General features: G+C 49.0%; 16 protein-coding genes. 6 read left to right on the forward strand and 10 right to left on the reverse strand.

Annotated elements, in window-relative coordinates:
- Nucleotides 1-29: 29 nt before the first annotated feature.
- From ACO0K2_RS06610 to ACO0K2_RS06625, 4 genes are all read right to left on the reverse strand, one after another.
- The gene (locus ACO0K2_RS06610) at nucleotides 30-1,424 is read right to left on the reverse strand and encodes a hypothetical protein (protein WP_423017004.1); all 1,395 of its coding nucleotides are present in this window, start codon (nucleotides 1,422-1,424) and stop codon (nucleotides 30-32) included.
- Nucleotides 1,425-1,530: 106 nt separating this feature from the next.
- Entirely contained in the window at nucleotides 1,531-2,379 is an 849-nt protein-coding gene (locus tag ACO0K2_RS06615; protein ID WP_423017006.1) for an ATP-binding cassette domain-containing protein, read from the reverse strand.
- Nucleotides 2,372-2,788 (reverse strand): GntR family transcriptional regulator, encoded by a 417-nt coding sequence (locus tag ACO0K2_RS06620; RefSeq protein ID WP_423017008.1) that lies wholly within the window; start codon nucleotides 2,786-2,788, stop codon nucleotides 2,372-2,374. The genes ACO0K2_RS06615 and ACO0K2_RS06620 overlap by 8 nt, the downstream gene beginning before the upstream one ends.
- Before the next feature lie 205 nt (nucleotides 2,789-2,993).
- Entirely contained in the window at nucleotides 2,994-4,049 is a 1,056-nt protein-coding gene (locus ACO0K2_RS06625) for a 3-deoxy-7-phosphoheptulonate synthase (RefSeq protein WP_423017010.1), read from the reverse strand.
- Between the two features lie 357 nt (nucleotides 4,050-4,406).
- Between ACO0K2_RS06625 and ACO0K2_RS06630 the strand changes: the two genes are divergently transcribed.
- Together ACO0K2_RS06630 and sodC are read left to right on the forward strand one after the other, a co-directional pair.
- On the forward strand, nucleotides 4,407-5,159 hold the full coding sequence (locus ACO0K2_RS06630; protein ID WP_423017012.1) for a phytanoyl-CoA dioxygenase family protein: 753 nt from the start codon (nucleotides 4,407-4,409) through the stop codon (nucleotides 5,157-5,159).
- Nucleotides 5,160-5,274: 115 nt separating this feature from the next.
- Entirely contained in the window at nucleotides 5,275-5,793 is a 519-nt protein-coding gene (gene sodC / locus ACO0K2_RS06635) for a superoxide dismutase [Cu-Zn] SodC (RefSeq protein ID WP_423017014.1), read from the forward strand.
- Between the two features lie 91 nt (nucleotides 5,794-5,884).
- Here sodC and lysA read toward each other — a convergent pair whose 3' ends face one another.
- Nucleotides 5,885-7,132, reverse strand: a complete 1,248-nt coding sequence (gene lysA / locus ACO0K2_RS06640; protein WP_423017016.1) for a diaminopimelate decarboxylase — start codon at nucleotides 7,130-7,132, stop codon at nucleotides 5,885-5,887.
- A 133-nt stretch (nucleotides 7,133-7,265) separates the two neighbouring features.
- On the opposite strand from lysA, the gene ACO0K2_RS06645 reads away from it, so the two are divergent.
- The gene (locus ACO0K2_RS06645) at nucleotides 7,266-7,712 is read left to right on the forward strand and encodes an Lrp/AsnC family transcriptional regulator (protein WP_423017018.1); all 447 of its coding nucleotides are present in this window, start codon (nucleotides 7,266-7,268) and stop codon (nucleotides 7,710-7,712) included.
- Between the two features lie 127 nt (nucleotides 7,713-7,839).
- Nucleotides 7,840-8,361 (forward strand): TlpA family protein disulfide reductase, encoded by a 522-nt coding sequence (locus ACO0K2_RS06650; protein WP_423017020.1) that lies wholly within the window; start codon nucleotides 7,840-7,842, stop codon nucleotides 8,359-8,361.
- A 76-nt stretch (nucleotides 8,362-8,437) separates the two neighbouring features.
- Here ACO0K2_RS06650 and ACO0K2_RS06655 read toward each other — a convergent pair whose 3' ends face one another.
- The 5 genes from ACO0K2_RS06655 to ACO0K2_RS06675 all read right to left on the reverse strand — a co-directional run bounded on the left by ACO0K2_RS06655 (nucleotide 8,438) and on the right by ACO0K2_RS06675 (nucleotide 19,302).
- Entirely contained in the window at nucleotides 8,438-9,562 is a 1,125-nt protein-coding gene (locus ACO0K2_RS06655) for a beta-ketoacyl-ACP synthase III (protein WP_423017022.1), read from the reverse strand.
- A 344-nt stretch (nucleotides 9,563-9,906) separates the two neighbouring features.
- A complete protein-coding gene (locus ACO0K2_RS06660) occupies nucleotides 9,907-10,542 on the reverse strand; it encodes a YitT family protein (protein ID WP_423017024.1) in 636 nt (211 codons plus the stop codon).
- Between the two features lie 169 nt (nucleotides 10,543-10,711).
- Nucleotides 10,712-15,136, reverse strand: coding sequence for a hemagglutinin repeat-containing protein (locus ACO0K2_RS06665; protein ID WP_423017026.1), 4,425 nt, complete (start codon nucleotides 15,134-15,136; stop codon nucleotides 10,712-10,714).
- A gap of 83 nt (nucleotides 15,137-15,219) precedes the next feature.
- On the reverse strand, nucleotides 15,220-16,854 hold the full coding sequence (locus ACO0K2_RS06670; protein WP_423017028.1) for a ShlB/FhaC/HecB family hemolysin secretion/activation protein: 1,635 nt from the start codon (nucleotides 16,852-16,854) through the stop codon (nucleotides 15,220-15,222).
- A gap of 438 nt (nucleotides 16,855-17,292) precedes the next feature.
- The gene (locus ACO0K2_RS06675; protein ID WP_423017030.1) at nucleotides 17,293-19,302 is read right to left on the reverse strand and encodes a site-specific recombinase; all 2,010 of its coding nucleotides are present in this window, start codon (nucleotides 19,300-19,302) and stop codon (nucleotides 17,293-17,295) included.
- Between the two features lie 391 nt (nucleotides 19,303-19,693).
- On the opposite strand from ACO0K2_RS06675, the gene ACO0K2_RS06680 reads away from it, so the two are divergent.
- Nucleotides 19,694-20,992, forward strand: a complete 1,299-nt coding sequence (locus tag ACO0K2_RS06680; protein WP_423017032.1) for a hemolysin family protein — start codon at nucleotides 19,694-19,696, stop codon at nucleotides 20,990-20,992.
- A 29-nt stretch (nucleotides 20,993-21,021) separates the two neighbouring features.
- Nucleotides 21,022-24,672, forward strand: a complete 3,651-nt coding sequence (locus tag ACO0K2_RS06685; protein WP_423017034.1) for a bifunctional diguanylate cyclase/phosphodiesterase — start codon at nucleotides 21,022-21,024, stop codon at nucleotides 24,670-24,672.
- Nucleotides 24,673-24,751: the final 79 nt, after the last annotated feature.

Below are 24,751 nucleotides of genomic sequence, written 5' to 3' on the forward strand. Positions count from 1 at the left end.
TAACGAGGCCAAGTACGCCTCGTTATTGATTAATTCTTTACACGCATCAGCAGTAATTCACTACTCCATCGGCGATTATTGACGCGCATCAGCAGATAACTCAGCACCAGTAAACATCCTGCATAAATCGGCCCAGCATGAAAAAGCTGCGCATCTTTAAAATGAATCCCGAAATAAATCGTGATACTGATCGCAATCATCAGCATCACCACCTGTGCTACTGAAAGTTTGTTTGGTTTATTAAAGCTTGCTAAGTAAATAGCGAAAACATTTGCAAACAGCCATTCAAAGGGGAATAGCCAATATTGCGGTAACGAACCAAGAAATTTGAATAAGTGATCGTGGTCTACCAGAAGAGCGACGGCTTGATAGATGACGATAGCCGCCACGAGTAAGCTAAGTTGTACCTCAATTGATGATCGCAGGATGTTATTTGCGAAGAGTCGGACTTGACGCTTGCCAGGCTGAAGGAAATAGCGCCAGTGTACATCTTTCACGATTAAGAACGATGCTAACACCAAGCTATACACCGTAAAGACATAGAGGCTGTATGGCGTTCTTACTGGGCGTTGGGCTTCGACAAAAATATTGGGAAGAAACAGTCCGAGTTGCAGTGCCCCTGTGATAAGACTACTCATTGAGGCGACAGCGCCTTTTTTGAATTGTGTTCCCATCATATTTTCGACAGCGGAGTACCGTTGAATACGCTTTGTTAATTCGTTCCAAAGCTGAACAACGACGACTTCACGGCACGTTGGAATTCGAATATTGAAGGCCTGATAGACAGCCATTAAACTAAGTGGCCAGATCAGTGATAATCCGACTAGTGCCATCACCGATAGTTGATTGATCTGAACCATGAGTAGTGGAACACCTTGCTTGAAAATAGCGGCGGCGATGAGCGCGAACAGGATTCCGCTGATCCACGTGTATTTGCCAGCGGAGAAAAATCCATAATGCAGCAATGAAAGGCCAAGGGTCATACTACAGACGATAGCGATGACCACTGCTGGTACCAAGCATTGCCAAGGTGAATAAGGGAATAAAAAGCCTGTCACCAAGATACCGGTGGCAACGGTCGTATGTCTGATTAATTCGACGAGGATGCCACGGACGTTATCACGCCATATCCTGTGCGGTGCTTGCCGGTTTCGTAATACCCGTGCCATCAACGCGAGATGCCCTACTTGTCTTCTGACTTGAATCGCAAAGAGAACCGCCACGACACCTGTCAGAATTTGGGAGAAATCATAGAGGTCATCTGTGTAACGCGATTGCTGTGTGCTGATGAGCGCCGTTAATGTAACGATAAGCACCATGAGCGCAAATAATGCATACAACACAAAATTGCCAACGCTATTATCGGGACGAAGGCGAACAGTGTCTGCACTCAATTGTGTGGTGGGGATCGCGAAACTTTTCATATTTTTTCTAAAAATACGGAGTTAATATGTTCGGTGTATCACATGATCGGGGACTTGTCTGAGACACCGTGCACGTTGGCTCTCATGTGCTTTCTTGTGGAATCTCTCATGTGTTCAATTCGAGAAACAAGGCGTCGAGTGTGAGTGCCTTACCCCGTTGTATTATTGTTGGGTAATGGCGGGTATCGACGATATACGTGGAGTTGATCTCGTTTTTATGTACGATCATCGATGGGTCAATGGACACATCTGCTGGTACTAAGCGATAAAACTCCTGCATGGCATCCCAACTATCAAATACCTGCAAATGGCCATCACGCATGAACGCAACATGACTGACGACACGTTCTAGATCGCTCAGCAGATGACTTGATAGTAATACGGTCCGTTGACGTTCTGCTTGTTGTTCATTCCTCAAGTCACCAAACATCGCTAGCATTAATTCTCGACGACTAATGGCATCGAGGTGCGCTACAGGCTCATCGAGGATCAATAAATCAGGGTCATGTACGAGAGCCAGTACGAAGGATAATTTTTGCTGATCTCCACCAGACAATTTCCCCACTTGAGCTGTCAAAGGTAAGTTCATTTGTGCGGCGAGTCGCAGACATCGATCTTCATCCCAGTTTGAATATGCTCTGCCAATTTCGTGCAGATGTTCGTAAACGCTCATCCATTCAAATACGTCAGCTGTTTGCGCAACATATCCCAGCCGTTCACGTACATCGTCGCTTAGCGCTAGCGAAGAGCAGCCAAAGAGTGACGCACTACCACGATCTGGTTCACGCAGCCCTACGAGCGTTTGCAATAGGCTACTTTTACCTGCGCCATTCCGTCCTACCAAACCAACGACCGCACCAGCAGGAATGGCGAGATTAATACCAGCAAATATTACACCGCGTGGGTGAAACAGACTGAGATCTTTGGCGTCAATAACGATGTGCTGATCATTCATGGGATTCTCGTTTTTCATCTTGGTATGCGTCGACGTGCGTGTTTTGTAGACAGGCCAAAAATAAGGCCTGCGCTTCGGTTCTCGATATTCCCAATTGCGCTGCGACTTGCGCCGCTGCTTGTAATGACGGTCGCAGTAAATCCAATTTATCTTCAGTGCTGGAGACGTTTTGTTGATTGGCCACGGTCATACCTACGCCCCGTTTGCGGACGATATTGCCCGCTGTTTCCAGCATGCTGTAGGCTTTACTGACCGTCATGGGGTTAATCGCAAAGTGCAATGCCACCGCCCTGACTGATGGCAGGTCTGTGCCTGGTGGTAGTTGACCACTCGCAATCAGCCGCTGCACCTGCTCGACGATCTGTCGATAGATGGGGACGGGGGAAGATGTTTGGATATCGTATAACATGGTGTACAAGTGTATCACTACAATAATACACATCACAAGACTATGTCATTATTAAAATAGCATTTCGTTGTTTTGATGTCTGGGGGGGGGGCGCAGTGCGAGTGGTAACGATAAATATCCCCTCGTCGCCACGCGCTTTCCAGCCTAAAAATCAGCCAGAAAACGCATGAACGCGAGGGGATGGATTGTTGTAGCTGCAGGGAGTTTATTGAGCGCGCAGTCGTTCGGCGGCTTCGCGGAGCATGTTTTCTGTTGTTGCCCAGTCGACGCAGGCGTCGGTGACGGAGCAGCCGTATTTCAGTTGTGAGAGGTCGGCGGGGATGGACTGATTGCCGGCGACGATGTTTGATTCAATCATCACACCGACGATGGCGTCATTGCCATTGGCGATTTGGTTAACGACGTCCGCCATGACCAACGGTTGCAATTCGGGTTTTTTGTAACTATTGGCGTGGGAGCAATCGACCACGATATTGGGTGGTAGTTTTGCTTTGATCAGGGCTTGCTGTGCCATGGCGACGGAGACGGTATCGTAGTTGGGGCGATCACCGCCGCCGCGCAATACCACGTGACCGTATTGATTGCCGCTGGTACGGACGATGGAGACGCGTCCCTGACCATTCAATCCTAAAAACGAGTGCGGATGTGATGCAGACAAAATCGCATTGATCGCAATGCTGATATCGCCATCGGTGCCATTTTTGAACCCAACAGGTGTTGATAAGCCTGAGGACATTTCGCGGTGTGTTTGTGATTCTGTGGTGCGAGCGCCAATGGCGGTCCAGGCGATCAGATCGCCAAGGTATTGCGGGCTGATCGGATCAAGGGCCTCGGTGCCAGTCGGTAATCCTAATTCACAGACATCCAATAAAAACTGACGCGCTTTTTCCATTCCTTCATCGACGCGGAAAGAGTCATCCATGTACGGATCGTTGATGTAGCCTTTCCAGCCCGTGGTAGTACGTGGTTTTTCAAAATACACCCGCATGACTAAAAACATGACGTCGCTGACTTCTTCTTGCAGGGCTTTTAAGCGACGAGCATAGTCGAGACCCGCTACTGGATCATGGATGGAGCAGGGGCCAACGACGACAAATAGGCGCTTATCTTTGCGTTCGAGAATATGGCGCAAGGTTTCGCGGCTTTGTTCAACGACGTCACCGGCGAGTTCGCTTAATGGCAAACGGGCGTGCAGTTCTTCCGGTGTCGGCATGGTGTCAAACGAGGTGACATTGATATTTTCTAAAATGGTGTGTGTCATAGTGAAGTCGGCAAATTCGGTATGCTGGGAATTCCGGAGGTTGATTGGCGGGTCAGTTGCAGAGTAGGGGTACTACCCGCAGGTGCGCCAGATAGTGGGCACAAGATGACAAACAGCAAGCTCGTGGTAACGAGGCGCTACGATGATCAACTCCACGGAATGGGTTTCCACGTCATTATGCCGTATTTTGCGGGATTTTTGATGCGCTGCAAAAACATGGGAGCGCCGGTCGTCCTTTTGCCTAGACTTTTTGTGCATCTGTTATGGTTGATGCAAGTCATCTGTCGCGGATCTGTTCTCCATCGAGTTTCCCAGAGCGTGGCACAATAGCGTTTTATGCTTTAACGAAACATCGTCATGCTCAGTGCTGCCCAGATTCATGCTTTTCAGACGCAGGGTTTTTTAATCCTGCCCCAAGCCGCTTCGGCTGTTTTTTGCGAACAAGTGATTGAGTTTGCACAGCAGCAACTCACGGCACATTGTTTGCCAATCGAGTATGAAGCCGATACCCGCTACCCAGGCGCACCTGCTTCCCGCGAGGCTGAAGGGGGGCAGACGGCACGTCGCTTGTTGCAAGCGTATGCCCGCGACCCTATGCTGGCGCAGTGGGCGACCGGCGAAACGCTCGCTGCACCGTTACGACAGTTACTCGGTGATGGCGCGTTGATGTCCCAGGTGCACCATAACTGCATCATGACAAAACAGCCGCAATACTCCACGGCAACAGGCTGGCATAGGGATAGCCGCTATTGGCAATTTGAACGCGCAGAGCTGATTTCATCGTGGCTTGCATTGCGCGATGAAACGGTTGAAAACGGCTGCTTGCTGGTGATCCCAGGCTCCCATCGCATGACGGTGGAGGGGGAACAATTGGATGCAGCCCAATTTTTACGAACAGATCTTCCGCAAAACCAGGGCTTGTTAGCGCAAGCGGTGCCAGTGGCACTGAAACAGGGGGACGTATTGTTTTTCCATAGCAATTTGTTCCACGCCGCTGGGAAAAACCAAACGAGTGCCACGAAATTCTCGATGGTCTTTACGTATCGCGCCGTTGATAACCTCCCGATCCCTGGATCGCGCTCAGCAAGTTTGCCGGAAAAAACGCTTTAATGAAAAACAGGTATAGTGATTGTTAGCAAAAAATCTGGAAGCGAAAGCGACCGATCATTGCATGTAGATCATGTCTCACGTTAGGTAATATCTCACCTCATTTTCAGGAGTAAGCATGTCAATTTCGTTCAAACTATGTATCGCGGCAAGTGCTTTTGTTGCGGCGTTCGCGCAGGCACAGACTGTCGAATTACAATTTGTTGATGCCAATGGCGTTCAAGGCTCAGCCGGTAAAGTGACGTTGGAAGATACGCCGTACGGTTTATTGATTACACCCGATTTAAGCGGTTTGCCTGCAGGTATTCATGGCTTTCACGTTCATGCAAACCCATCCTGCGCACCTGGCCTCAATAACGGTGTACCAACAGCAGCATTGGCCGCAGGTGGTCACTGGGATCCAGAAAAAACCAATGAACATCTCGGGCCTTACGGCAAGGGACATAAAGGCGATTTGCCAGCATTGGTGGTCAATGCCGATGGCAAAGCGACGTATCCATTGCTCGCACCACGTTTAAAGGCGGCTGATTTGACTGGTCATGCGATCATGGTGCATGCAGGTGGCGATAACAACAGCGATCATCCTGCTCCACTCGGTGGTGGCGGTATGCGGATGGCATGTGGCGTGGTGTCTTAATGGTGTGACGGCATTGCTGTTCATCGAGGTATAAAAAAAGAGGCAATCAAGATTGCCTCTTTTTTTGCTCAACGACATGAACTACGTTGGTTTATACCTCAAGCGCAATCAACTCTTGGATCGTCTGACGGCGACGGATTTGTTTGATCTGTTCGCCATCCACCAACACTTCCGGAATCAAAGGGCGTGAGTTGTAGTTGGATGACATACTCGCACCGTAGGCACCAGTGTCGTGAAATACGTATAAATCACCGACTTCACCCGCTGGCAAATCCTGACTAGTCAAAATACCGCCTTCTTCTTGCGTGAAGACGTCACCCGATTCGCATAACGGTCCGGCGACCACCGTTGCTTGTACGCCGGTTGTGCGCGGTGTGCCATCTGCAGCGTGGACGCTGATACGGTGGAAACTGCCGTACATCGCTGGACGGGCGAGGTCATTAAAGCCGGCATCGACCAACGTAAAAAAGTTACTACCGACTTGCTTTTGGGCGCGCAATTCCGAAATCATGACGCCAGATTGGGCAACGAGGAAACGACCGGGTTCAATTTCCATACTGATGGTGTGCCCCAGATGCGCCTCTATTTCTTTACGTGCTTTGTCCCAGATCTGGAAATAATGCGCTGTATCGACGAGATCATCTTCACCGCGATAAGGAATCGACAGACCACCGCCAATCGAGATCGCCTTGAGATCGCGTTGTGCGAGTTTGACTTGCGTAATCATGGCATCACACACGCTTTGCAAATGATCGTAATCCACACCTGAACCGATGTGCATATGCAGACCCACCAATTGCAATCCGTACTGATCGATTAACTTGTAAGCTTCAGGCAACTCTTCATGCCAGATACCGTGTTTGCTTTGTTCTCCGCCGGTATTGGTTTTGCGGCTATGGCCGTGGCCAAAGCCAGGATTGATGCGTAGCCACACAGGATGACCGGGATGCACTTCACCTAGCTGGCGCAACATGTCGGGAGAGCCGCAATTGACCGGGATATTGAGTTCAACGACTTTTTTCAGCGCATGACGGTCTAACAAATCTGCGGTGAATACGATCTGTGCGTGCGTCTGGTCGACGTCAGGTGTTGGCGTATATCCTGCGATTAACGCACGTTCTACTTCGCCCAAGGACACAGAATCCACCATGACGCCTTCTTCGCGCATCAGACGCAGTAAGTGCACATTGCTAGACGCTTTCTGTGCAAAACGGATCACATCAAATTGCTTTAACAGCGCGATTTGCTGACGAATAACGTCGGCGTTATACACCCAGCAAGGTGTCTGAAATTGTTGCGCAATGGCGGCGATCTGGGCGTTACTGATTGGAGTAGCCATAATGATTCTCTGATAGTCGGATAAGTTTGGTGTAAGCTCTACTTTAACAAGCTGTTTCTTGCGAATGAATAGCGTTTCATAAGCAATTGAGAAGCAGACGATGGTTTTCAATTGAAAATGACGATAAATCCTTATGAATCCCAAGATCGATCAATTTGATCAGAAAATCCTGCAATTATTGCAACAAGATGCACGGATGTCCCATGCTGAAATTGGCCGGCAGGTGCATCTCAGCCAGCCTGCCGTCTCGGAGCGCATTAAGCGCCTTGAGGCTGCTGAGGTGATTCGTGCCTATCGCGCCGATATCAATCCCAAAGCCTTAGGCTATCAGATCACTGCCATGATACGCTTATCAACGCAGCAGGGACGACCCTATGCGCAGTATGTGGCGACTTGTCCGGAAATTATCGATTGCTATACCGTAACAGGCGAAGACGGTGCGGTGATGCGGGTGTTGGCGACCGATGTCGAGCATTTGCAGCGCATTATCAATGAATTAAATGCCTTTGGTTCGACCTCAACGGCGATTGTCCTCACCACCCATGTGGCTGGCAAAACAATCACCGCCCCATCGAGCTGAGTGGATGCTGAGTGGATATCTCGTGCGTGGCATCGATGTTTGTCGATGCGCAAGCATCATCCGGTTTGAACTTTTATAATATGCTTCGGTTAGTTGGCGCTTGTGTGCCTTTGTCAGAAAGAAAACGATGCTAGAACCTGCTTCTCCCCGAAAATTCAAACTGTTTGCTTTTGTTGCGGCGATCGCCTTGATCACGCTGGCGGCTCTGTTCTATCAATCTCTTTCCGCCAAGACAACGATTCCTGATGTCACTTTCACGAATCTCAAAGGTGAAAAGATCTCAGCACAAAGCCTGCGCGGTAAAGTGGTGATGGTGAATTTTTGGGCAACATCTTGCGCGACTTGTGTCGCGGAAATGCCAAAGATGATCAGTACGTATAACAAATACCATGCGGCGGGTTTGGAGTATGTCGCTGTTGCGATGAGCTATGACCCAGCAAATTATGTACTTAATTACGTTGAAACACGTCAATTACCATTTCAGGTGGCCATTGATGCGGATGGTGGTCTAGCGAAAGCATTTGGCGATGTCAAAATGACGCCGACGACCTTTGTTATCGACAAACAAGGAAATGTACTCAAGCGTTATCTTGGTGAACCGTCGTTTGACGAGTTGCATGGTCTGTTAGAAAAAGCACTGAAAACCTAAGAACTCGCGCTTAGCAAGACAAAAAAAACGCCTTACACCAGAGTGGTCTAAGGCGTTTTTTTATGTGAGTTGCGTGTTAGCCTAATTTTTTCACCACGACACAACCGATCGAATACCCTGCACCAAACGAGCAGATCACACCGATCGCGCCTGCTTCTAAGTCATCTTGGTGTTTGTGGAAAGCAATGATGGAGCCTGCAGACGACGTGTTGGCATACGTGTCGAGAATCGTCGGTGATTCTTCTGGTGTTGCATCACGACCCAAAATCAGACGCGCGATGAGCAGGTTCATGTTCAGGTTTGCCTGATGTAACCAGAAACGGCGTACATCAGTCACCGCCAATGAGGCACCGGTGACGGTGCTCGTGATCGTTTCAGCAGCCATGGGGCACACTTCTTTAAACACTTTGCGACCCTGTTGACGGAAGAGTTTGTCTGGCTTGCCGATACCTGACTCGTCTGCACGATTCAAGAAACCAAAGTTATTGCGGATATTATTGGAGAACTGGGTTTTCAGTTTTAAACCAACAATTTCAAACTGATGCGCAGAGGTCGCCAAGTCAGCACGTTCGACCAGAATCGCCGTACATGCATCGCCAAAAATAAAATGGCTGTCTCGGTCACGCCAGTTCAGGTGGCCACTGGTGATTTCAGGATTCACGACGAGAACTGCGCGTGCCTGTCCGCTTTGGATCGCTGTTACGGCCGCTTGAATACCGAAGGTGGCGGAAGAACATGCTACATTGATATCGTAGCCAAAGCCATCAATTCCCAACGCACTTTGAATTTCAACGGCCATTGCGGGATAGGCACGTTGCATGTTACTTGCTGCGCAGATGACCGCATCCACATCTGCTGCCGTACGACCAGCGCGGGCTAACGCTTGCGTCGCCGCTGCAACAGCCATCTCGCACATGACGGAAGGTTCCTCATCACTACGCTCTGGGATACGAGGTACCATGCGATTGATATCGAGAACACCTGCTTTGTTCATCACATAACGTGATTTGATACCGGACGCTTTTTCAATAAACGCAACACTGGATTCTTCCAATGCACTGACTTCGCCAGCCGCAATCGCAGTTGCGTTTTCTGCATTAAATTGCTGGACGTAGCTATTGAAACAAGCAATCAGTTCTTCATTGGAAATCGATTCAGACGGAGTGAACAGGCCGGTGCCGCTGATGACTACTTTGTTCATCGTTTTACTTTCTGTGTTTGGCCACGGGGTTGCCATTTGTCGCGGACACAGCGGAATGCATCCGAAAAAAAGTGGTGGCGTCGTGCCCAGATGTTGTGTGTGAGTTGCGCAAAATGCGCGACCTTGTCGCTCGATTTTACACAATAAAGACGACCGTTTCTTATTTTTGCTTCAGAAATAGAGTGCTTATTCCACACGCTATCGTAAGCAATGCGCCTGTTGCAGTGCACACAAAACGAGGTCATGTTTTCTTTGCAAGTGAATAAAATTGATTGTAAAGAATATAAAAAAACTACCACCATGATCGCTCGTCTATACCGTGCTGATGGGCGTGACGCACCGCACTATGCGGACATGTATCTTCCAGGTCTGTGGTTGAGACTAATGGCGAGATTGAGCGCAAAGGCACCGAGGATAGAAGCAATGAGTGCCATTGGTGTGACCACTGTTAACGAGGCGAGAACGATGATGATGTCGAGACCCATTTGCAGTTTCCCAGCGCGAATTCCCCGCGTTTGCTGCAAATATAGAGCCAGAATATTGATGCCGCCCAGACTCGCTTGATGGCGAAACAGGACGACAAAGCCGACACCCATTAATAGTCCTCCGATGAGGGCGATGTAAAACGGTGTCCAGAGCGTGATATTGATCAGTTGCAGGAAATGAGAATGGTAGCCGGATAACAAAGAAACCAGTGCCACGCAACAGAATGTCTTGAGGGTAAATCGCCACCCCATACGGCGCCACGCCAACCAATAAAACGGAAGATTAATCAAAAAGAAAATTCCCCCAAAGCTGATGCCCGTTATGTAGTGCAACAAAAATGCGAGCCCCGCCGTACCACCAGTAAGAAGCCCGGCCTGATTGAACAGCGCAATGCCGAGTGACACAAACAAGGTGCCAGTCACAATGGCCAGTGCATCTTCTAACAAACTGTGCGGTACAAAACGTTTTGACAAAGAGGGCGATGGCTTGTTCATGGCAGGGTGTGAAAGCGGAGAAGGGGGTAATCATTGTACGCTCCCCCTACTGTGCTTTCACAACGCCGCTAAGCTTGTTGATGTGCATCAAACTGCGTTGGTACACATCCACAATGCGTTAAGTCATTACTAATCAGCGTTTAAATCAGCGTTTAAATCAGCGTTTAAATCAGAGTTTCAAGTTCACCTCGCTGGTGATCAATGCATCGCTCCAAGTCGCGTCCCCTTGGATCCAAGGCGTGGTTCCGTGGTCAATGGCATAGATGCCTTGTTGTACTGTTTTAAAGACATTCGTACTGACGTCAAATGCCAATGACAATCGATGATTTTTATCGCGGTGGGATGCCGTGGTGATTGGGGCACCGCCAAATTGTGCGCCACCTCCAGACAAGATTGTGGCGGCATCGACATCGACTTTGCCACCGACGGACAAGTTCAGCCTGTTCATACTCAGCAGACTTTTTTCGGTATGTAAGTAGTCAATCAATTGTCCATCAAATTTTGCATGCGGAGAAAAACCAAAAATATCACCATTGATAAGATTCAAGCGAACGGCATTGGCCCCCTTGATGAGTGTGTCAATTGGTTTGGATGACGCACCGATACCAAAATCAACAAGAAAACGGAACTTGTTATCACGCTCAACTGCGGACGCAATCATCATGTCTTTTCCAACGCTGCCCGATACCGTGTCGGCAAAGACGCTGGTACCTTGCAATGTCAAATTGTTCCCTGCGGTCATCGTGAGATTTTTTGCAGTAATTGTGCCGACATCGCTTGTATGTTCGTTCTCGAAATTGAGATCGACCCGCGCGCCCATTTGGACATTCTCTAAGCCTTTATTGGCAACGCCAATACCGAATTTAAATCCGCCGCCAAAATCAGCCACGTAGCCATCTCCTTGCGCAGCGGTGATGCTGATATCGCCGGCTCTATTCATGACAGAGACATTGTCTGCCGTGATTTTTGTTCCGGCTAATAACGCGCCACTTCCTTGCGCATTGGCAAGAATAGTCATGTTATGAGCAGTGACGGTACCACCATGACCGACAGTACTATTTTCATCGATGAAATCCAGATCGCCGCCAACGCCTACTTTAAAGTTTTTACCTATTTGAAATTGAAAGTCAAAACTACCATCGATCGCAATGCCATCTGCATGATGCGTGTCGAAATCGCGGTCGTACCAAGCACGAGCGCCGATGAGATTAACGTCATTGAGTGCATTGATATTGGCACCTTGTACCAGTGCTTCATTACCACCAGAAATCGTCACGGTGTTGCCAGTAATATCCGCAGCGACAGCTTGTGTGTCCGCGATTTTTTTATAGTTAAAGCCACCAGAAAGACCAATGATTGGTACAGGAATCACGCCACCAGGTCCGTCGAAATAGAGATCAACACCCAAGTCAATACTTGCATTAAACCCGCCATCGTTTTCCCACGAGCGGTTAGTAGCGAAGTTAACATTGGTCAAATTATTGGATAATAATTTGACACTGTCTTTGGTCGTGATATCCGCCGAGCTTTCGAGATTGTTAGAGGCATTGATCAAGAGGTTGTTGGCGTTGAAACTCGCTTTGGCTGCCTGTGCAGTCCCTTTGTCCGTATGGTTGAGTTGACCGGAAACGATGCCTTCAATCGCAACGTCATCAAACGTCGTCGTGTAGACCTGTAGCTCCAACTTTCCTCTGGCGAGGTCATCGGTGTGCAACTGCACGTTTTCAGCGGCTTTTGCGACATAGTTGACGGTATTGATCTTGATGTTGCCAGGTGCTTTGTAGCTGCTGCCGGTATCGGTGATGGCATTGTTTGCCGTCACGGTGATATCTGCACCTTCCATGCGACTTGCAATGGCGCGTGTATAGGCATCGCGCTTGATCTCGAGATCGCCAAATACGGCGGCGCGTCCACCGACCTTCGGATCAAGACTGGCAAACACTTCGGCCTCAAGTCCGAGATCTGCTAACACCTGCGTACGCAGGAGGAGATCATTGGCATTCGTGTTGTTGATCTCGCCAGCATTGATGGTCAGTTGATTCCCTGCGACGATGGCAGCGCCTTGATTATTGATACGTTGTAGGCCTGTGAGTTTCGTGTCACCACGACTTTGTATGACACTCACCTGCGCGTGATCATTTTCTTCTTTGGTATTATTTTGGAAGGTGACCATATCCACACCGACGCCGATGCGATCAAGACCAAAGGTGAAATAAGGGCCGATACCATTCGTCTTTTTATTGTCCTCATGGATCACGGTATCGTGTTCTGCGGTGAGTGATATGGTTTGTGCGGTGATTGTTGATTGTCCCGCATTGGCTTGTAGCGTACTACCAGCGACATTGAGTTGATCTCCGCTGTAGATATTCACAAGTTGATTTGCCACGATTTGGCTACGATGGCGGTTAATCGTTTTATCGACGACCTCATGGGTATTGCCGTCAAATCGCGCTCCGATGCGCCATTGCCATCCACCGCCTTGATTTTTTAGCATCTGCGCTAGCTCGGCGAATGTCGTTGGCATATCAGTAGAGACCTGTGGCGTTGCACCATCAGCGACGAGATAGGAATCAAATGAGGGTGACCAATCCGTCACGACTCTGCTATGTACTTCATCGGCACCCTGCATAGACGTCGAGTTGGAAGTGTAAATATTTGCCTGACGACCAGCAGTGAGTGTCGTTCCAGTTAGAGAAAATTTTGAACCATTCACATTCACATCACCACCAATCGATGTGATTTCCGAAGGCAATGCCGTTTCATTGAGTGTGTTCGTGGAATACGCATATTGCGGTGCGTTGAGCGAACCGTTAGTGTGATGTGCATCACCCGACTCGACGCGACTGACAGCTTGATCAAACGCGATAGTTGTTCCGGACAACAGCACTGCGCCGCCTTGCAATTTCGCACCAGACGCCGATATCGCATTGCGCCCATTGATCGCCAAAATGCCGCCCGCAGCAGTCAGTGAGGTGCCATGTTGGGTTGTCTCGCGATTTACATGCGTATTTTGTTGCTCACTATTGACGGCGAGCAAGAACATTGAATCTGCTTTTTGATCAGCCACATCCGATTTGTTGGTGGCCTCAGTGAGCAGGTTGATGTTCTCTGCGTTGACCGACATTCCTACACGAGACAACAGTTTCGCTCCCGCTAGCGTAACCGTACCGTTTGCGCTGATATCGATGTTGTCAGCGGTAATGATGGTAGCGCTATAACTGTCTTCGGCATGTGAACGAGTGATGTAGCCAGACAAATTATCTGCAGTTTCATGTTCAAATTTTTCTTCGTGTGATGCACTGTTGGTGGTCGTGATACCTTTCAGCTTGACTTGTTGCGCACCATCCAATATCAGGTGACCCGCATTGATAGTGGCGCCGCTGATTTCAAGGGTGCCGTTGCGTGCCCGCAAAGTGAGATCGCCCGTGGTCGTGATATTGCTATTGATCGCCGTTTGATTTGTTGCGCTTTCAGTGGTGTCGTGAGTCCAGTGCGTGAAAATATCACGATAGCCGTCCTGACGGTCTTGTGATTGATTCGTCGTTGTATTGATGATGGCACCAATCGCAACGTCACCAGCTTGTAAAGAAGCACTGCCCGCTTGAAGCTGACTACCTGATATCGCCAGCTTGCCATTGATATCTGTCGTGATGAATTCTCGACCAGTTAATTGCGCTTGAATGAGTGTCGTTGCCGCACTATCGAGGTTATACAAGCGGATACGACCCGCCTGCAGACGACCGAAGATACTTGCATCTAACACTTGTGACGGTACATTGGCGGGCGAAGAGACGGGTGCTGGTGTGGTGACGGTTTTGCAGAAGACCAGTAAGAAACATGTCGTTGTCGTTGTTGGTGCAGGTGCTGGTGGCGCTGGTGGCTCTGTTAGCGTTTTGATGGCGATCGTATCATCTGCATTGAGCGCGATGTTATTTCGGCCCGAGAAAACGTTGATCGTTTGGTCGGCATTGAGATTGGCAGAGATCTGAATTTTTGGTGCAACTAAATCGAGGATGTTGCCAGCGGTAACATTCCCTTCAACGGACAGTGTCGCATTTTTATTCGCACCAGCACCGACGGACATGTCATTCAGATTGCCGTTCGTCAGGTTGGCAGAACCAACGACCAAGGAAGCGCGTGGCGTGTTGATGAAGCCGCAATTGTTGCAGGTAATTCCGTTCGGATTGGCGAGGATATAATCCGCAACAACACCAAAGACTTCTTGCTTACCCAATAGTAATGAAGGGTTCTGGCTAATGACCTCATTGAGAATCACTTTGGCGGCGCGTCCGTTCAGATTGTTGTTGGATGCTAATTGTCCGGCTAATTGGGATTGTCCAGACTGTAATGCATTATTTAACACAGCCCCTTGTGTGCTGACGTTATATTGATTGTATTTGTTATGGGACAGCCCCTGATTATTTGGTGCTGCAATGTTCACGATATCTACGCCATTCTGGTTTCTGATGGATGTGTTTCCAGTAGGGACGATTTGTGCGGATGCCGGTTGCATACTGAGACAGGCGAGCCCCACTAAAATGGCGGCGCGACTGGCTGGGGATAATTTGCAAGGGACCCTCGATGTGGCTTTCACTGACTTACTCCAAGTTTGTTTTATAGTTAATTTACAACGGCTCTGAAATACCGAGTATCGACACGCGTATTGATGCGTCGATCTCAGAACGACCACGAGCCAGTGGCCGAAAATGTGTTGACAACGGTAGGCATGAGCGAGGCTTTTCCTCGTGCATAATCCAGATCGACTGTGAAGGTGTGCCACTGCACGCTGATGCCTACGCTGCTACTCACTGCTTTTTGATAGTGAGAGTGCGTACCGGTATTCCATGTGGCTCCCAGATCAAAGCCTAGGCGTGGCTGCATAGGGATGCCGAAGGTGGTGAGGGGCATCGAGAGTGTGTTGTGTAAGGTCACGCCATTGTCCCCCGCGACACCCCAATCACTGAGACCGCGAACACCAGAGCGATCTGTAACATTGAACTGTTCAATAGCGTATAAGCGTTGCCATGCATATTGCGTGGAGAGCTGATGCTCATGGATCAACCACTGATTCTGGACCGTGGTGTGACCTGTCCAATTGGCAGCGAAGAGCAATTTGTCGAATTGCGCATGAGGATAGTCAGGCGAGATGACCGCGATGTCGCTCGTTGCGTTGAAGAGATTGAGACCGTGCTGCCACTCCATGGTGGTTGTGAGTGATGCGTCATTGAATTGTCTTGTTTGTGAGATGCCGACATGCGACTTACTCATCACCGGACTTTGCACATCGATCACACTTCCTGAAAGCTCGCTGCGTGTGTTCGTGCGCGAGAGCTGTCCAAATAGTTGGGTGACACCCTGCGTGTCGCGTTGTATCGTCCGTTCAACGCGCCATGTAATCTGCGGCGTTTGACCGCGTTGTTGCGCACTGTTATTGGTGAGCTGCACGAGGGACTGATAGTGTGAGCGACTAACCGTGCCACTGAATAGCCAGTAGCCAAACGGGACGTTATAGGACAACAACGCACTCCGACTATGCTGCGACTGACTACCACTGACAACGACCGCGTCCGATAAGCCAAGAGGACTATCGATAGAAACAGTGGCATGGTGAACAATTTTGCCTGTACTCTTCTGACCATTGTCATCGATCGCGAAGTTGCCGTGAAGTCGGCTTTTTTCTTGGTTATTCAAATGGACGATGACGCTATGGGCTGTGCCAGGGTAGATCTCGATTTGTGCTTGGTTGCAAGCCAAGCGATTTATTTGTTCTAAGCCTTGGTCAAGATCATGGATGTTCAGAAACGGGTGCGTTTGATGACCAGGAAAAAGAAAGTCTGGATAGATGGTGGTGCTCGTGCCAGTGATACTCTCAATGCGCACCGGTTCGATATGCAATGCAATGACGTTCTTTTTATCCGTCGGGACTTGGATCATGTCGATATTCAGATAGCCGGCGTCGATAAATTGTGCCGTCACAAGTCGAGAGAATGCCGCTAGCTGCGTTTGATGCAGACATGTTGGTAAATGATTGATGATCTCTGCACGTGCCTTGGCAGATAACAATTCGAGTCCCGTTAATTGTAGTTGTCGGTGATCCGTACAGTCGCTCTCCTGTTCGCGAAAAGCAGAAGTGGTGATGGCACTTTCTTCTGTCGGTGCCGAAAGGGAGTCGTTGGTCTCAGCGATTTCCGTGGTGACGCCAGCGTGTGCTTGGTTGGCAATCAGAAAAACGATCGTAAAAATGGTTGAACGAATATTGCTGATGAAAGTGTTGTAATTCTTGGTGATCATATGTTGGGTGCTAGACTGCATTGAACGCACTCGACCGTACTTAAACGCATTTAAAAAATGGACATCCGATGTCAGATGTCGCGCAGCAAAGCGTTTCTTATAGAGAACAATCCCTACACGCATTGATCAGTGCGCTATTCAATGTCAGCTGCTGTACGTACGCATTGACGTGCGGATGAGGAGGAAGACGAGTGGCAAGCCATCGACATCGTTCGTTATCGATGGGCTGTGAGTGGTGCGGTCATTGAGTTGTCCATCGACGCATTTTCTATGCAGATGGAAGAGGTAAAAGACGTATTGTAGAGAGCGAAACTGTTGTAAAACACCACTATCAGTGACAACTTATCGTCTTTAACTGCCAAAAATGTTACTAGTTGAAAATGCTGCGAATCAGCGACGGGGGAGGGGAGAGAGAAGAAAGGGATTTTTTGCGTAGGACAAAAAATCCCTATTGGTGATTTAGGTGTGGGAGGATGAAGCCTTGTCATCGATTTTCGCTGGCAAGAAAAAATCACGCGTGCCAGATAAAAAACGACGCATAAGAAGCCGTACTAAATGGCTGCCGTAACCAAAACTGACGCGACGGGAGCGCAGCGCCACCAAGAGCGCAAGACTAAAACTGACGGTGAGATTCACGAGCCCAATGAGCAGAATGCCAAACAAAGAATAGGCGGCGAGTTGCCAACTCATGTGATTATCCATCCCTGCCAGTGCGAAGGCGAAGTTGGCGCTGGAGAAGGTGATATGGCGGATATCAACGGGTAATCCAAAAAATTTTCCGAGCTGCCCGATCGTGCCAAGCATGATCCCGAAAAAGAAATTACCGGCGAGTGCTCCTAAGTTATTGCCAATGTAGTCGGTCATTTTAAATAATCGCTGCTCACCAAGCAGCTTGCGTAACCAGCGCAATTGACGTAACCGCGCAGGAATATGTGAATAACTCGCTTTGTTATCGTAATAGCCCGAGATGAGTCCCGATAAGAATAAGCAGACACCAGCAATGGCGGCGTGTGGCAGAGCCAGACTACCAAATGGATCGAGTTCGTGTAACAGATGCTGGGCTTTTTCAGGGCTCACCAAATGTTTGCCGTCAACCGCGTACCAGACCCACGCAATTGCAAACGCGGTCGGCATTGCCAGCGCGATATTGCCCACAATCGCAATAAACTGAGAACGGAATACCCGCACAATCAATTCCACTAATTCATCGAGCTTTTGATGCCCTTGATCAATCGCCTTCGCGATGAGGGCAGCCGTCATGGCGGGTTGTTTTGTTGCAATCGTGAAATGCAAGACGTGCACGAGCATAAAGCCAAAGGAATAATTGGCGCTATACAGCAATGCGTACCCAAATGGCGCGAGCGCCATGGTGCCGAATAGGATTTTCACCATCGCCATAAAGCCAACGATAAAGCCCGCACCCAAGGCAGAATGCAGCATCTCAAACCATTCGCTGCGGGTGTTGGTCACGTAATGCTCGCCACTTTTTCCGGCGCGTTCCGTGACTTGCAATGACAGTAATTCGGTATTGCTCTGCATGAGCTGCCGCAGACTATGGCGCTTGTTGTCCGCCGCAACAAGATCCTTAAACAAGCCCGTTGCAATCTGAACGCTGACCGAGGTGTCGCGACTATCAAGCAGGGCTAACAGTGTCCGCATCCGCGCCATACTTTGATCAAGACGCAGAAGTAACCGCGTCAGACTGACAGAAACACCCTCTACGGCAGCCGTGCGGCGAATACGACTGGTAATGTCTTTGCATTGCTCAAGCAATACGTCGATGTGCTTACTGTCTTCGCGTTGTATGTCTTGATCTGTGAGCCATTCGCGATACCGGATCACGTACTCATTGATGCTATCGTTTTGGCGCAAAAAGGGTGATTCAAATTTTTCGATATCAGGATAATTGCGCACTAGTTCTGCTTCGAGACCGATATTGGTGATCCTGTAAGACAGTACTTGAATTGCATTCAAGACTTCGTTCGCGAGTGTTGCATGGGTGTGGCGTGCTCGTTGGATGCGGAACCCAATGGCGCGCGCCAAGTCATGCCAAATCTCATCGGCAACAGCATTCACCCAGAGATGGTCGGTGGTCTTATCAAATACCTGACCAAACACATCTTTCACATAGTCATCATTGACGAGGGGCGGCAGAAATTTACTCATCAAACGTTCAGCACCCGCGCCCCAAAAGCCATTATTGAGTGTGATACCCGTGTCTGTGAGGAGATGAACCAACTTGCGGGACGTAATGACCTGAATCAGGTAATGACGAAAACTTTTTCTCCAGGCGGGATGCCGCCGTAAGACGTAACACAAGGCGCGCAGGTTATCGGTAGCGCGCTGGGTGTCCGTAGCCCGTTGTGGGCGTATCTCGGCGATTAACGCGCGCAGATAACGGATGTCATTACAGGTCGGGTTGGTCGTCAGACTGAGGTTAATGTCAGTCAGGATGGCGTCTAAAGACAAGTTGCACTCCTTTCAGGACGTAACAGGCATGATCCACCTTGCGATCATGGTGATCCTGTCGGATCGATGATTTCACCATTGTCTCATTATCATTCGCGGGTACTTTTCTTTGCGTACCTACCACTACACGCTAGGATGCTGTCGTAAGCAAAAGGTTCTAGGCGTTTTATGAGTGATAACCCTATATGGGGACGTTTTCATCAAAAACATCATTTATTTGCAATTTAAGCAATATTGCAATGGAGATGTGATGATGTTGACACAAAATGCTCATAAAATATGCACTGAAGCATCAAAATTAGGTCTCGCATTGAGGGTAATCGGCCCAATAACGAGCATGATGATGCAATTTAGTCTAAAGTGTTGTGATGTTTGTTACTAGGGTTTTGCGTTGAATAACTTTTTTCTGGTCGTTGCCGCACTGTTATTGGTTTTACTGAATGGGTTTTTTGTTGCGGCAGAATTTGGTCTCGTTAAGCTGCGGCAGACGCGAGTGCGAAGCATCGCCAAGAGCACAGGGTTGCGTGGACGACTGTTACTGAAAGTCCATCAACATCTCGACAAATACCTTTCAGCCTGCCAACTCGGTATTACCCTCGCCTCATTGGGCTTAGGGTGGATTGGCGAACCAGCGTTCGCACGATTACTGCTGCCGGTCTTTGACATGTTCAACGTCACGTCAGCGGATGTGATTCACGGTGTTTCATTCTTTTTTGCCTTTTTCGTTATTTCGTTTTTGCACATCGTTGTTGGAGAACTGGCACCAAAATCGATGGCGATTCGCATGCCGGAGCGCGTGTCATTGTGGACTGCTCCTGCGTTGTATGCGTTTTATTGGACCATGTATCCTGCCATTTGGTTCCTCAATACAAGCTCCAATAAAGTATTGAAATGGGTCGGTTTGGATGTGGCGCATGGCAGCGATAGTCATTATTCACCGGAAGAATTAAAGCTGATTCTGCGCGGAAGTCACGGTGGTGCGAAAGAAACCCGGGACGAGTGGAGCATCATGGCGCAGGTGCTGGACTTTGGCGGCTTGGAGATCTCCGATCTGATGCGTCCGATTAACGAAGTGGCCGCTATGTATAAAGGCATGTCGCTGGAAGAAAACATGAATACGGCTTCGCGTAACAGATTTAGTCGTTACCCGTATTTTGATGAAGATGAAAAAACAGTATTGGGCATGTTGCATCTGAAAGATTTGTTCTTTGCGCAACAAGCTGGTAAGGATCTGGACGATTTGAGCAAACATCTGCGTCAGGTGGAATATGTGCCACCGACCATGCCCGCGTTGGAATTATTTCGTCGTTTTAGAAAAGGCGCGCCGCATTTTGCGATAGTTGGCCACAAAGGCAGTAAACCTGTCGGTTTTTTGACCTTGGACAACCTGTTGAGTGCTTTGGTGGGGCAGATTAGAGATGAATTCCGTCAAAATGAAAATGACTGGACGTTGCTGGATGATGGGACCCTAATCGGGAAAGGCAGCCTGCCGCTCTACACCTTAGGGATGGCCTTGGGCTTTGATCTCGATAGCGATGAGGTGGAATCCATTGGTGGATTGATCATGCAAAAGCTGGGTGATTTACCCGTTGAGGGGCAGAAAGTTGCATTTGAGCATTTTGATGCTGTTGTAAAAAAAATGAATGGTCCACGCATTATCTTGGTGAGAATTTATCCCAAGAAGTCCTAAAGACTGTTATACCCATAAGGGGGTGTTGAGTGGCGCTGAAACCGGCACATCGTAGTTTGTTTGCTTACACCCGTAGCTTTTGGTGGCTACTGGTTACGATGTTGTCGTTCGCGATTGTGTTGGTTTTCTACTTACGATCAGAGTCACAGGTAGATCGTGCCGAAGCGCAACGTAATGATTCCTACCTTCTTTCTGAAGAGTTAAGACAATCCAGTGACGATCTGACCACGATGGCGCGTAGCTATGTTGATACTGGAGATGGTCGTTATCAACATTACTATCAGAAGATCCTCGATATCCGCGACGGAAAAGAGGCTCGTCCTCAGACACATCATGTCAATTATTGGACGTTATTGCCGGCGCATCGCACGCCGGTCGATGATCGCGCCGTGACTGCCGCTGCCGGTGGTAAAAAAATATCCTTGCTGGATCTCATGCGGCAGTCCGGATTCACCGATGAAGAATTCTCACGGCTGGCAGAAGCAAAAAACGATTCTGATCTCCTGACGGCGACGGAGCGCAAAGCGATGCAACTGTTCGATGCGTCCGCTCCCGATACACAAGAACGTGTCCTTGCCCGCAGTATGTTATACGACGATGATTATCTGCGCGCCAAAGCCTCCATCATGCATGCCATTGAGGAGGTGCATCGTTTAATGGATCAGCGTACCGCGCAAGCATTGATCGAGACACAGCAACTCAATCAACGTTTGCGCAGCTGTTTTATTTTCTTCGGCGTCGCGTTTTTGGCATTGCTTTGGCGGGCGAAGCAGGCGCTGACCCACACGCTCGGAGCCCCATTAGAAGATATCTATGCGATGCTCGCACAACTTGGCAGCGGTGAGTTTTCTCATGAAGTGCCGATCTCTGATGATCAGGATGGCAGCATTAAGAGCTCGATTGCTTTGACCCAAAATAAGCTAGCGAAAGCAGAGCAACGACATCAAGAAATTAACGAAAAAAATCGCCGCTTGACCGGCTTATATAATGCGCTGAGTCAGTGTAATCAAGCGATTGTTCGCAGTCATTCTGAAAAAGATCTTTTCGGTAAGATATGCCACAGCGCTGTGGTCTTTGGCGGCATGAAAATGGCATGGATTGGCATGCTCAATGAAGATGATCAGACGTTTGAGCCGGTCGCCTATTATGGTACCGACGGGCAAGCGTATATGGACGGTATCACCATTTCAAGAGAGCCGGACAGCAATGGTCAAATTGGTCCAATCTCTTGTGTATTGCTCAACGATGAGCCGATGTGGTGCCAGGATTTTTTACACGACGTGGCTGATTACCACTGGTATGAGCGCGGTGCGAAGTACGGGTGGCGATCGATGGCGATTTTGCCACTGCATAAAAATGGAAAAATTGTCGGCACTTTTAATTTGTTCCTCGATCGTGTCAATGCATTTGATGAAGCGTCCCGTCAATTGTTGCTCGAAATGACGATGGATGTTAGTCACGCGCTGACCCGCTTTGAGTTAGAAGAAGCCCGCTTGCATTCGCGTCAGACAGAGGCGCTTCGTAGCTACATGCTCGAAAAAATTACCAGCAGCTTATCGTTGCCGGATATTTTGCGCGATGTGGTTTTGCGGTTAGAGATGATCATTCCAGATAGTATCTGCTCGATCATGCTTACCAGTGAAGACGGGCAGCGCATGCGCATCGGCGCTGCGCCGCATCTACCGGCTGCCTATTGTGCTGAAATTGATGGTTTAGCGATTGCGCCTGAAGTTGGTTCTTGTGGTAATGCGATTGCCACCGGGAAGCGTACGATTGCCGAAGATTTGCACACCCACCCATTTTGGGCTGCCTACCAGCCCATTATCGAAAACGCAGGTTTAGGTGCGTGTTGGTCAGAGCCGATTTTTTCGTCGACCAATACCGTGCTCGGTGCATTTGCGATTTATCATAAAAAACCCGCGACACCGCAAACCTTTCACTTCCATCTGCTACAGATGGCAGCGCACTTTATTGCCATTGCCGTTGAGCGTAAGAAATCAGAAGGCACGCTGCGTAAATTGTCGCAGGCTGTTGAACAAAGTTCAAACGCCATTATCATTACGGATCATCGCGTCAATATTGAATACGTCAATGCGGCTTTCTTAAAAAGCAGCGGTAAATCACTGGAAGAAATTATCGGGAAACGTCCTGATTTGCAGCAAAAAAATTTACCTTCCGCATCCAGCTATAAAGCAATGCTGCGCACCCTGCGACAGGGGCGAAGCTGGCATGCCGAGCTGACCCACGTTGATCGTTTAGGCATCGAGCGCACTGATTTTATTCAGGTGTCGCCGATCCGTGATGAGATGGGACAAGTACGCCATTTCCTGTTTGTGCAAGAAGACATCACTGAGAAGAAACGTAGCGAAGAGCGTATTCAATACCTCGCCCATTTCGATGCCTTGACGGGCGTAGCAAACCGGACCTTACTCGAAGAACGTGCACGATTTGCATTAGGTAGAGCAGCACGCTCGAAAGAGGCACTGGCGGTGGTATTTTTCGATATCGACCATTTTAAAGATATCAATGATTCTCTGGGACACAGCTTTGGTGACGCGCTCCTTGTCGAGCTATCCAGACGCCTCGTGGCGAATTTACGCGCGGAAGATACGATTTCTCGCCTCGGCGGTGATGAGTTTGTATTACTGTTGCCTGGTATTGATGCCGCTGGTGCGGAAAAGGTCGTTCATAAATTAATGGAGTTGATTAAGCAGATTTATCGTATTGGTGAAATCGAGCTGAACGTGACAACGTCGATGGGAATTGCGGTCTATCCAAACGATGGCAATAATTTAGAAACCTTATCGAAAAATGCGGATGCTGCGATGTACCGGGCGAAGCGTGAAGGTCGTAATACCTTCCGTTTCTTTACGCCTGAAATGCAGGCATGGTCAGCGCGCCATCTCGAGTTAGTCAATGCTTTGCGTCATGCCCTCGAACGAAATCAACTATCGTTGCAATATCAGCCGCAGGTATCGATTGCGACCGGCGAAGTCATTGGTATGGAAGCGCTACTGCGTTGGCATCATCCTGAACTGGGTCATCTTTCACCGAATGAGTTTATCCCGGTCGCCGAAGAGACAGGACAAATCCTCGCCATTGGGGAATGGGTTATCCGCACAGCGTTGATGCAATTAAAGACCTGGCATCAACAAGGCTTAAAAGACTTGCGCATGGCTGTGAACTTATCGGCAGTCCAGTTCCGGCACGGTGACTTACCAGAGTCGATCAATCGTATTTTGCAAGAGATCGATATTAATGCAAAGTACCTCGAACTTGAGTTGACTGAGAGTGTCGCGATGAACGACCCAGAAGGTGCAATCGAGATCATGAATAAGTTGTATGAGCGCGGAGTTCGGATGTCTATTGATGATTTCGGAACAGGTTATTCATCGCTGAGTTACTTGAAGAAATTTAAAGTCTATAAGTTGAAAATCGATCGTAGTTTTGTACGCGATATTCATACTGACCCCGAGGATAAAGCGATTGTGAGCGCCGTGATTGGCTTGGCGAAGAGCCTCGGCTTAAGAACGATCGCCGAAGGGGTCGAAACCGCTGAGCAGCTTGAATTTTTGCGGCAGCAAGGGTGCGTCGAGGTACAGGGATATTATTTCTCGCGTCCTTTATCGGTAGTCCAGTTTGAGGAATTCATGCGGTCGCGGGAACAGTTGTTGACTTAACGCTGTGGATAAGCGCTGCCGCGCACTGGATCCTCCGCTTTCGCGGAGGATGACGGAGAGTGGGGGCGGACGACGGGGC

Source organism: Undibacterium sp. MH2W (genome assembly GCF_049340215.1).
GTDB lineage: Bacteria > Pseudomonadota > Gammaproteobacteria > Burkholderiales > Burkholderiaceae_D > Undibacterium.

Bases quoted from the DNA above. Each gene is read 5' to 3' on its own strand.
- ACO0K2_RS06610 (WP_423017004.1), bottom strand. From the start codon at position 1,424: ATGAAAAGTTTCGCGATCCCCACCACACAATTGAGTGCAGACACTGTT.
- ACO0K2_RS06615 (WP_423017006.1), bottom strand. From the start codon at position 2,379: ATGAATGATCAGCACATCGTTATTGACGCCAAAGATCTCAGTCTGTTT.
- ACO0K2_RS06620 (WP_423017008.1), bottom strand. From the start codon at position 2,788: ATGTTATACGATATCCAAACATCTTCCCCCGTCCCCATCTATCGACAG.
- ACO0K2_RS06625 (WP_423017010.1), bottom strand. From the start codon at position 4,049: ATGACACACACCATTTTAGAAAATATCAATGTCACCTCGTTTGACACC.
- ACO0K2_RS06630 (WP_423017012.1), top strand. From the start codon at position 4,407: ATGCTCAGTGCTGCCCAGATTCATGCTTTTCAGACGCAGGGTTTTTTA.
- sodC (WP_423017014.1), top strand. From the start codon at position 5,275: ATGTCAATTTCGTTCAAACTATGTATCGCGGCAAGTGCTTTTGTTGCG.
- lysA (WP_423017016.1), bottom strand. From the start codon at position 7,132: ATGGCTACTCCAATCAGTAACGCCCAGATCGCCGCCATTGCGCAACAA.
- ACO0K2_RS06645 (WP_423017018.1), top strand. From the start codon at position 7,266: ATGAATCCCAAGATCGATCAATTTGATCAGAAAATCCTGCAATTATTG.
- ACO0K2_RS06650 (WP_423017020.1), top strand. From the start codon at position 7,840: ATGCTAGAACCTGCTTCTCCCCGAAAATTCAAACTGTTTGCTTTTGTT.
- ACO0K2_RS06655 (WP_423017022.1), bottom strand. From the start codon at position 9,562: ATGAACAAAGTAGTCATCAGCGGCACCGGCCTGTTCACTCCGTCTGAA.
- ACO0K2_RS06660 (WP_423017024.1), bottom strand. From the start codon at position 10,542: ATGAACAAGCCATCGCCCTCTTTGTCAAAACGTTTTGTACCGCACAGT.
- ACO0K2_RS06670 (WP_423017028.1), bottom strand. From the start codon at position 16,854: ATGCAGTCTAGCACCCAACATATGATCACCAAGAATTACAACACTTTC.